Below are 8,756 nucleotides of genomic sequence, written 5' to 3'. Positions count from 1 at the left end.
GCGGCACTGACGGGACCGGACGGCGCACCGGCACCGGACGACGGCACTGGGAGAGGACCGGCACCGGGACCGGCAGTACCGGGACCGGCCTCGTCGCGTCCGCCACCCCGTCCGACGCCGACCGCCGTGCAGCCCGCACCCTCGCCTCTCCCTCTCCCTCTTTCTCCCCCTCCGCCTCTCCCTCCGCGTCCGGGCAGGCGCGGCCCTCCGTCGGCTGGGGGGCGGCCCCCGATCTCGGGGCGCCCGCCACCTTCGTACTGCTGCGGCACGGGGAGACGCCGCTCACGCCGGAGAAGCGGTTCTCCGGGAGCGGGGGGAGCGATCCCGCGCTCTCCGCCGTCGGGCGGGAGCAGGCCGAGCGGGTCGCCGCCGCGCTCGCCCGGCGCGGGACCGTCCAGCACGTCGTCGCCTCTCCGCTCGCGCGAACGCGGGAGACCGCCGGTATCGTGGCGGCCCGGCTCGGGCTGGAGGTCACCGTCGACGACGGCCTGCGCGAGACGGACTTCGGGGCCTGGGAGGGGCTCACCTTCGGCGAGGTCCGCGAGCGGTACCCGCAGGACCTGAACGCCTGGCTGGCCGACCCGGAGGCCGAACCGACCGGCGGCGGCGAGAGCTTCGCGGCGACCGCGGTCCGGATCGCCGCCACCCGGGACGAACTGGTCGCGGCGTACGCGGGGCGTACGGTCCTGCTGGTCACGCACGTGACCCCGATCAAGACCCTGGTCCGGCTCGCCCTGGGCGCCCCGCCCGAGTCGCTGTTCCGGATGGAACTGTCGGCGGCCTCGCTGTCGGTCGTGGCGTACTACGCGGACGGCAACGCCAGCGTCCGCCTCCTCAACGACACGTCCCACCTGCGCGGGTGAGCCGCGAGGCGGCCCGCGCGAGGTCCTCCACCCGCGTCCAGTCCCGGGCCGCCACCGCGTCCGCGGGCACCATCCAACTGCCGCCCACGCAGCCGACGTTGGGCAGGGCCAGGTACTCCGCCGCGTTGTCGGGGCCGATGCCGCCGGTCGGGCAGAAGCGGGCCTGCGGCAACGGTCCGGCCAGCGACCGCAGATAGGCCGTACCGCCCGCCGCCTGCGCGGGGAAGAACTTCATCTCGCGCACCCCGCGTTCCAGCAGCGCCACGACCTCCGAGGTGGTCGACACCCCGGGCAGGAAGGGCAGCCCGGACGCCCGCATCGCCGTCAGCAGCGCGTCCGTCCACCCGGGGCTCACGAGGAACCGCGCCCCGGCGGCCCGGCACTCCGTCACCTGCTCCGCGGTGATCACGGTCCCGGCCCCGACCACCGCGTCCGGCACCGCTGCGGCGATCTCCCGGATCGCGTCGAGGGCGGCCGGGGTGCGCAGGGTCACCTCGATCGCCGGCAGCCCGCCCGCGACCAGCGCCCGCGCCAGCGGTACCGCGTCGGCGACGTCCGCCACGACCACCACGGGCACGACGGGGGCGAGATCCAGTACCGAGGCAGCCGAGGGGAGGGCAGGGGTGAGGTCATGCGCCTCATCCTGCCCGCGCGGTGCACCAGGCGCAAAAGGTGTTGCGCAGGATGCAACGCGCACCTGTCCGTGTCTCAGTGGATCTCGTCCACCAGCACGTCCAGCGTCCACGGCGACCCCGCCCGCGCGGGCGCCTGCTCCTCCACCGTGTAGCCGAGATCCCGCAGCGCGACGACCACGCCCGGCCGGTCCTTCGGCGCGATGCCCGCCGTCAGCAGGCTCCGCACGATCCGGCCCTTCGTCGCCTTGTTGAAGTGGCTGACCACCTTCCGGGTCGGCGCGTGCAGCACCCGCACGCTCGCCGTCCGCGCGGCCACCTCCCCCTTCGGCTTCCAGGCCGCCGCGTACGCCGCCGACCGCAGGTCCAGCACCAGCCCGTCCCCGGCCGCCTCGGGCAGCACCTCCGCCATCGGCGCCCGCCAGTGCGCGCCCAGCGCCCCGAGTCCCGGCAGCCGGACACCCATCGAGCAGCGGTACGACGGGATGCGGTCCGTCACCCGGACGGCGCCCCACAGCCCCGAGAACACCAGCAGCGAACGCGCCGCCCGCCGCTTGGCGGCCGCGTCGAGCGACGCCAGGCCGAGGGCGTCGTACAGCACGCCCGTGTAGACCTCCCCGGCCGCCGGGTCCCGGCCGTGGGCAGCTCCCTGTTCTTGGCGATCTCGCCGCGCAGCCCCTCGCTCAGCCCGAGCACCTCACGCGCCTTCTCCTCGTCCCCGGCGCACAGCTCGACCAGCTCGCGCAGTACGGCCTCACGCGCGGCGGCGAGCCCCGGCAGCGACAGCGACTCCGGCTTCAGCGGGGCGCCACGGCCGGAGGCGGCCTTTCCTTCGGACGGGGGCAACAGGACGAGCACGAGCGTTTCTCCTTCGGGTAGGGCTCCGCGCGCCAGCGTACGGGGTGCCGACCCCCCGCCCCCGCCCTACGCCTACGCTCGCCCTATGCCCCGCCGCCACATCCGCGTGACCGGCGCCCCCGCAGCACCGCTCCGGGCCGCCCTCGCCGCCCTGCGCACGAGCTGGGCGTGCCTGCGAGCTTCCCGCCGGAGGTGCTCGCGGAGGCGGAACGCGCCGCCGCGACCCCCACCCTGCCCGCGTACGACGCCACCGACATCCCCTTCGTCACCGTCGACCCGCCCACCTCCACCGACCTCGACCAGGCCCTGCACCTGTCCCGGCAGGGCACCGGCTACCGCGTGCGGTACGCCATCGCCGACGTCGCCGCCTTCGTCGTACCCGGCGGGCCGCTGGACGCCGAGGCGCACCGCAGGGTGAACACCCTCTACTTCCCGGACGGGAAGGTTCCGCTGCATCCCCCGGCGCTCGGCGAGGGCGCCGCGAGCCTGCTGCCCGACGGCCCGCGCCCGGCCGCGCTGTGGACCGTCGACCTCGACGCCGACGGCCGTACCCTCGCCGTCGACGTCCGCCGCGCCCTCGTCCGCAGCCGCGCCAAACTCGACTACGCACGCGTGCAGCGACAGATCGACGACGGCACCGCCGAGGAACCCCTCGCGCTCCTGAGGACCGTCGGGCAGCTCCGGCAGGCGCTGGAGGCCGACCGGGGCGGGATCTCCCTCGACGCACCCGAACAGGAGATCACCGAGCACGACCACACCTACGAACTCTCCTTCCGCGCCCCGCTGCCCGCCGAGGGCTGGAACGCCCAGCTCTCCCTCCTGACCGGCATGGCCGCCGCCGACCTGCTGCTCGCGTACGGCACCGGCGTGCTGCGCACCCTCCCGGCCGCCCCCGACGGCGCCGTCGGCCGACTGCGGCGCACCGCCCACGCCCTGCGCATCGACTGGCCCCACCACGTGTCGTACGCCCAGCTCATCCGCTCCCTGGACCCGCACCCGCCCCGGCACGCCGCCTTCCTCCAGGAGTGCACGACCCTGCTGCGCGGCGCCGGCCACACCGTCTTCCGCGACGGCGTCCTGCCCGAGATCACCACCCACGCCGCCGTCGCCGCCCCCTACACCCACTGCACCGCCCCACTCCGCCGCCTCGCCGACCGCTACGCCACCGAGCTGTGCCTCGCGGCCGTCGCCGGTACGGACCCACCCCCGTGGGTGCTCGCCGCGCTCGACGCCCTGCCGGGCGAGATGGCCGACGGCGGCCGGCGCGCGGGCGCCGTCGAACGGGCCTGCGTCGACGCCGTGGAGGCCGCCCTCCTGAAGGACCGGATCGGCGAGGTCTTCGACGGCTGCGTCGTCGACCTCGACGAGCGCCACCCGACCGTCGGCACCGTCCAGCTGGAGTCCCCGGCGGTCATCGGCCGCATAGAGGCAGCCACCGTAGGCACCCCCCTGCCCCTGGGCGAACGCCTCCGAGTCCGCCTCACCCAGGCGGATCCGGCGACCGCGAAGGTACGTTTCGCACCCGCGTGAGCACGCGTTCGAGGTCGCGTACGAGGTCCCGCGCGTCGTCGGCGTGCAGCCGCACCACGTGCACGTCCCGGCGTCGGCCGAGGAAGGAGACGTGGGCGACGGGCTCGTTCAGGTCGAGGGTGACGGAGGTCTGCGACCCCACCGCGAGGTTCAGTTCGCCGTCGGCCCGCTCGTGCGTGGAGCGCGTCTCGTGCCGTACGGCCGCGATCCGGTCCAGCGGGACGCGCAGGTCGACATGGGCGGCGTGGCGGACGCGCAGGGCGCCGTCGTCCAGGACGTGCGGCCGGACCTGCCAGGCCGCGTACATCCCGGCCAGCAGGACCAGCGTGTACGCGTCCAGGATCAGCACGGCGGTGTGCAGGGCGGGCCAGTCCCGCAGCAGCACGGACATCGTGAACGCCTCGATCAGACACACGAACCCGAACCCGGCCATCACCGCGCCCTGCCCCCGCGCGTACCCGAACGCCCTCCCGTCCCCCACCCCGTGCCGCCGCCGCCCCACCCACAGCAGCAGACTGACCAGCAGCCGAAGCTCATGACGTGCGAGCACGGTGATCGTCCTCATCAGGTACCGCCCTCCTCCATGAGGATCTCCAGCGACCGCCGGATCGCGGCCGCCTGGGCGGGCGCGAAGTCGGCGTAGAAGGCACGCAGGAAGCTGCTGTCCCGGTCGATGGTCGACGTGTCGGGGAGCAGACTCCGCGGGGTGCAAGCGGCCAGCCTGCGCGCCGCGGTCTCCACCCCCGGGTCGTCGGGAGCGGCGTCGGCGAGGGCGTCCAGCAGCGCGTACGCCTCATTGGCCATGGCCACCGTCTCCGGCGACCCGGCGACCGCGCTCACCGCCGCGATCAGCCGCTCCCGATCCGCGGGGCTCGCGGCCGTCTCGACCAGCGCGAGCACCTCGCGGTCTCGGGCGGCCATGGGCGAGTCGTACAGGTGGGCCGTCTCCGCGAACAGCGCGGCCAGCTCGGGCGAGACCGGCCCTTCGGCAGGCAGCGCCTCCCCGTCCAGCAGCGCCCGCAGCCGCCCCCGGCGCTCCCGGATCGCCGCCTCCTGGCGGGCCAGGTCCTCGTCCAGCTCGGTCAGCACCTCGACGAGATCCTTGCCCGCCTCGTCCGCGAGCACGTCCCGCACCTCGGCCAGCCCCAGCCCCAGCTCCGTCAGCCGCCGGATCCGCGCCAGCACGACCGCGTGCCGCAGCGTGTAGTCGCGGTAACCGTTGGTACGCCGCTCGGGCTCGGCCAGCAGCCCCAGGTGGTGGTAGTGCCGGACGGTCCGCGTCGTGACGCCGACGGCCTCGGCGAGTTCTCCGATCCGCATGCCACCAGTACAGACGTTGACGTCGCGGCAGGGTCAAGCGAGCGGTGTCCCTACGTCGGTGACTCTCCTGTGCCACGATCGAGGGAACGGTTCCCGATCTCACGGACAGGTGATCCGGCGATGCCCGAGTCTGGCGAGCGACCGAAGGAGGGGCGCGACATGACTGCCATGGCCCACGAGCCGCTCACGCAGGAAGAGGTCCTGCTGGAGGGCTTCCTCGCCCTGGACACCCCGGAAGGCTTCCGGGCGGAGCTCGTCGAGGGGGAGATCGTTGTGACGCCGCCGCCGGACGGGGATCACGAGAAGTACATCAGCCGGATCGTGAGGCAGGTGATCAGGCGGTCCCGTACCGACATGGACGTCTCTGGGAACAAGGGGCTGAAGCTGAGGAGCGGAGGCGCCTGCCCGAAGAACCACGTGGTCCCGGACGCCACTTTCGCGGCCCTCGACCTCGACCTCTTCGGGAACGCCGGCCCCTGGATGCCCTGCGACGGCGTCGCCATGGTGCTGGAGGTGACGTCCACGAAGCCGACCGCGGACCGCGAGGCCAAACGCCGCTGCTACGCCCGCGGCGGTGTCCCCCATTACCTCCTCGTAGACCGCGACACCGCCCAGGTCACGCTCTTCAGCGACCCGAGGCACGACGACTACCGGGAGCGCACCACGCTCCCCTTCGGCAAGCCCCTCGCCCTCCCCGAGCCCTTCGCCTTCGACCTGGAGACCGCGGACTTCCTCTGACCCGACGCCCGGTACCATGGTCGATACGGCAGACGAGCCGGGCGGACGGCCGCGTGGAGTGCCTCTCGAGGTGCTTCCCGAGGAACGTCCGGGCTCCACAGGGCAGGGTGATGGCTAACGGCCACCCGGGGTGACCCGCGGGACAGTGCCACAGAAAACAGACCGCCGGGGACCTCGGTCCTCGGTAAGGGTGAAACGGTGGTGTAAGAGACCACCAGCGCCTGAGGCGACTCAGGCGGCTAGGTAAACCCCACCCGGAGCAAGGTCAAAAGGAGCCGCCGCAAGGCGGCTCTGCGCGGACGTTCGAGGGCTGCCCGCCCGAGTCCGCGGGTAGACCGCACGAGACCGGCGGCAACGCCGGTCCTAGATGGATGGCCGTCTCCCCGACGACCGCGAGGTCCCGGGGCACAGAACCCGGCGTATAGCTCGGCTCGTCTGCCGCCACCTGCGGCTTTTCCTTGGAATGGGCCTCCGATCTGCGCCGGAGGCCCATTCTGATCCTTCCCGGGCTTGCCTCTCCGGACTGACGGCGAGGCGTGCGCGGAGTGGCGGCCAGGTGAGTGGGTTCTGTCGGCGCCGGTCAGCCGACCGCGGTGTCGGCGGGGGTCGGCGGGAAGTCCGGTACCCGGCGTCAGCCGACCGCCGTGTCGGTCGGGGGCGGTAGGAAGTCCGGTACCCGGGTGCCGAGGCCCAGGGGTTCGGCCCGGCGGCGGACGAGGTCGGCGAGGGCGAGGTCGAGGGTGCCCAGGCCGAAAGGGGAGAAGACGGTGACGCGGTCCTCGGCGCGTCGGAAGGGTTTTCCGGCGTCCAGCACGGCGCCGATCGAGGTGACGATGAAGTCCCGGTCGCCGCGGAGCTGTTCGGCCAGGTGCAGGGAGGTCGACTCGCGGCACACGTGGTCCGCGTCGTCGACGACGTTGACGGCCGTCAGGATGCTCTCCGGTGTCAGGTCGCGCAGGGACACGTGCAGGACCAGGGTGCCGGGCCGGCAGGCGTCGGTGGTCAGGTGCGGGGCGGCGGCGGTGGTCGCCAGGCAGACCAGCCGGTGGGCCGCCAGCGCCTCCTCGGCGCTGTCGGCGGCCTCCGTCTTCAGCTCGGGCCAGCGGGCCCGGCAGCGAGCCGCGAACGCCTCCGCCCGGGCGCTGTCGAGGTCGAACACGGTGACCGTGGAGAGGTCGGGCAGGACGGCCCGGAGGTAGGCGAGGATCTCGAAGCCGATCACGCCGCAGCCGATCAGGGAGACGCCGGTCTCGGGGACGGACGAGCCCAGCGTCGCCGCCGCGAGGGCGGCGCTCGCCGCGGTGCGCCGCGCCGAGATCACCGAACCCTCCAACAGGGCCTCCGGCTGCCCGGTGGCCATGGAGTTGAGGATCACCGTGGCGGAGGCGCGTTCCAGGCGGCGCGCGGTGTTGCCGGGGAAGGAGGCGATCCACTTGATGCCCGCCACGGGCTCGTCCTCGCCGAGATAGGCGGGCAGTCCGATGATCCGGTTGCGCGGGTCGTCGGGAAAGCGGAGGAAGACCGAGTGCGGCAGGGCCGTCCGGCCCCGTTCGTGCAGCAGGTACGCGCGGCGCACCGCCGCGACGACCTCGCCCTCGGCGTCGTCGAGGACGCGGTGGACCTCTCCGGCTCCCAGGATCAGCATGGTGCCCCCTTGACGGCCAACTTGGTCTCCTTCCACAGGTGGGACACGTCGCCGAAGTGGCGGGCGACCCATGCGTCGTCGTAGATCGTGTCGAGGTATCGCTCCCCGCGGTCGGGCAGGACGACCGCGCAGCGTGCGCCCGCCGGGATGCGGTCGGCCAGCTGGTCGACCGCCGCGACCAGGGCCCCGGAGGAGCCGCCCGCGAGGACGGCCTCCCGGGCGGCGAGTCGTCGGCAGCCGACCACGCAGTCGAGGTCCGTCACGTGGACGACCTCGTCGGCGAGGCCGTCGCGGTGGAGCGCCGGGCGTACGGCCGCGCCGTGGCCCGGGATCAGCCGGGGGGTGGGCGGGTCGCCGAAGATGGCGCTCCCCCTGGCGTCCACCGCGACCACGGTCACCGGCAGTCGCCGGTCGCGGACGTACTCCGCGCAGCCGCGCAGGGTGCCGCACGAGCCCGTCGCGCAGAACAGGTAGTCGATCCCGCCCGGCACCGCGTCCCAGATCTCCCGCATCGTCCGCCGGTGCGCCCGGGGGTTGAGCGGGTTGGCGTACTGGTTGGGCCAGTAGGCGCCGGGGATGCGGGCGACCAGCGCGTTGATGCGGCGGATCCGGACGGGCAGGTACTCGCCGGTCGCGGGGTCGCACTCGCTCACCACCTCGACCTCCGCGCCGAGGGCCCGCATGACGGCGATGTTCTGCCGGTTGGTGCGGGGGTCCACCACGCAGATGAACCGGAGCCCGTAGTAGGCGCAGATCTGGGCGAGTCCGATGCCGAGGTTGCCGGAGCTGGACTCCACGACCACCGAGCGGCCGGGCACGAGGGTGCCGCCCCGGATCAGCTCGCGCAGCATCTCCAGGGCCGATCGGTCCTTCATGCTGCCGCCGGGGTTGAAGGCCTCCAGCTTGGCGTAGGTGGTGAAGTGCCGTCCTGGAGCGAGCTTGGCGAGTTCGACCAGCGGGGTGCCGCCGATCGTGCCGAGAACGCCGGCGGGCCCGTCGTCAGGTTTCGGCATGGTGGCCTCGCCCCGTCGGATCGGGGCACGGCCCGAACATGGTGCGGAACACGCTGGTTCCTCCTGTCAGCACTGGATCGAGGGGTGGTGCGGCGGCCGCCACCCGGCGGGTGCGGGAGCCGCGGCCGGGCCGGGGCCCGGCGGGTCACCGCGCCGG

The 8,756-nt window shown here is 73.9% G+C and carries 7 protein-coding genes, 1 other RNA gene and 2 pseudogenes; 4 read left to right on the top strand and 6 right to left on the bottom strand.

The window, feature by feature from the left end:
- A partial coding sequence (locus BM536_RS43130; protein WP_245873724.1) for a bifunctional RNase H/acid phosphatase occupies window positions 1–863 on the top strand: 863 nt, incomplete at its 5' end.
- Here the strand turns inward: BM536_RS43130 and eda are convergent.
- On the bottom strand, window positions 835–1,440 hold the full coding sequence (eda, locus tag BM536_RS23840) for a bifunctional 4-hydroxy-2-oxoglutarate aldolase/2-dehydro-3-deoxy-phosphogluconate aldolase (protein ID WP_425444664.1): 606 nt from the start codon (window positions 1,438–1,440) through the stop codon (window positions 835–837). The two genes, BM536_RS43130 and eda, sit on opposite strands and share 29 nt — an antisense overlap.
- Before the next feature lie 131 nt (window positions 1,441–1,571).
- Window positions 1,572–2,353 (bottom strand): annotated as a pseudogene (gene yaaA / locus BM536_RS23835) (peroxide stress protein YaaA).
- 85 nt (window positions 2,354–2,438) lie between these two features.
- On the opposite strand from yaaA, the pseudogene BM536_RS23830 reads away from it, so the two are divergent.
- Window positions 2,439–3,883: pseudogene (locus tag BM536_RS23830) on the top strand (RNB domain-containing ribonuclease).
- Here the strand turns inward: BM536_RS23830 and BM536_RS23825 are convergent.
- Together BM536_RS23825 and BM536_RS23820 are read right to left on the bottom strand one after the other, a co-directional pair.
- Window positions 3,834–4,448, bottom strand: coding sequence for a hypothetical protein (locus BM536_RS23825; protein ID WP_094103436.1), 615 nt, complete (start codon window positions 4,446–4,448; stop codon window positions 3,834–3,836). The pseudogene BM536_RS23830 and the gene BM536_RS23825 sit on opposite strands and share 50 nt — an antisense overlap.
- On the bottom strand, window positions 4,448–5,203 hold the full coding sequence (locus BM536_RS23820; protein ID WP_094103435.1) for a MerR family transcriptional regulator: 756 nt from the start codon (window positions 5,201–5,203) through the stop codon (window positions 4,448–4,450). The genes BM536_RS23825 and BM536_RS23820 overlap by 1 nt, the downstream gene beginning before the upstream one ends.
- A 159-nt stretch (window positions 5,204–5,362) precedes the next feature.
- Here BM536_RS23820 and BM536_RS23815 point away from each other — a divergent pair, with 159 nt between their 5' ends.
- Together BM536_RS23815 and rnpB are read left to right on the top strand one after the other, a co-directional pair.
- Window positions 5,363–5,941 carry a Uma2 family endonuclease gene (locus BM536_RS23815; RefSeq protein ID WP_211362937.1) on the top strand — a complete coding sequence of 193 codons (579 nt, stop codon included), beginning with the start codon at window positions 5,363–5,365 and terminating at the stop codon, window positions 5,939–5,941.
- Window positions 5,942–5,974: 33 nt separating this feature from the next.
- An RNA gene (gene rnpB, locus BM536_RS23810) (RNase P RNA component class A) lies at window positions 5,975–6,379 on the top strand.
- Between the two features lie 193 nt (window positions 6,380–6,572).
- Here rnpB and sbnB read toward each other — a convergent pair.
- The gene (gene sbnB / locus BM536_RS23805; protein WP_073499654.1) at window positions 6,573–7,586 is read right to left on the bottom strand and encodes a 2,3-diaminopropionate biosynthesis protein SbnB; all 1,014 of its coding nucleotides are present in this window, start codon (window positions 7,584–7,586) and stop codon (window positions 6,573–6,575) included.
- On the bottom strand, window positions 7,580–8,599 hold the full coding sequence (gene sbnA, locus BM536_RS23800; protein ID WP_094103434.1) for a 2,3-diaminopropionate biosynthesis protein SbnA: 1,020 nt from the start codon (window positions 8,597–8,599) through the stop codon (window positions 7,580–7,582). The genes sbnB and sbnA overlap by 7 nt, the downstream gene beginning before the upstream one ends.
- Window positions 8,600–8,756: the final 157 nt, after the last annotated feature.

This window comes from Streptomyces phaeoluteigriseus (genome assembly GCF_001896135.2).
Taxonomy (GTDB): domain Bacteria; phylum Actinomycetota; class Actinomycetes; order Streptomycetales; family Streptomycetaceae; genus Streptomyces; species Streptomyces phaeoluteigriseus.
Note: the sequence above shows the minus strand (reverse complement) of the source record. Positions and strands in the feature narration are given on the sequence as shown.

Coding starts and splice junctions, on each gene's coding strand:
- sbnA (WP_094103434.1), bottom strand. CDS start 8,599: ATGCCGAAACCTGACGACGGGCCCGCCGGCGTTCTCGGCACGATCGGC.
- BM536_RS23825 (WP_094103436.1), bottom strand. CDS start 4,448: ATGAGGACGATCACCGTGCTCGCACGTCATGAGCTTCGGCTGCTGGTC.
- BM536_RS23820 (WP_094103435.1), bottom strand. CDS start 5,203: ATGCGGATCGGAGAACTCGCCGAGGCCGTCGGCGTCACGACGCGGACC.
- BM536_RS23815 (WP_211362937.1), top strand. CDS start 5,363: ATGACTGCCATGGCCCACGAGCCGCTCACGCAGGAAGAGGTCCTGCTG.
- sbnB (WP_073499654.1), bottom strand. CDS start 7,586: ATGCTGATCCTGGGAGCCGGAGAGGTCCACCGCGTCCTCGACGACGCC.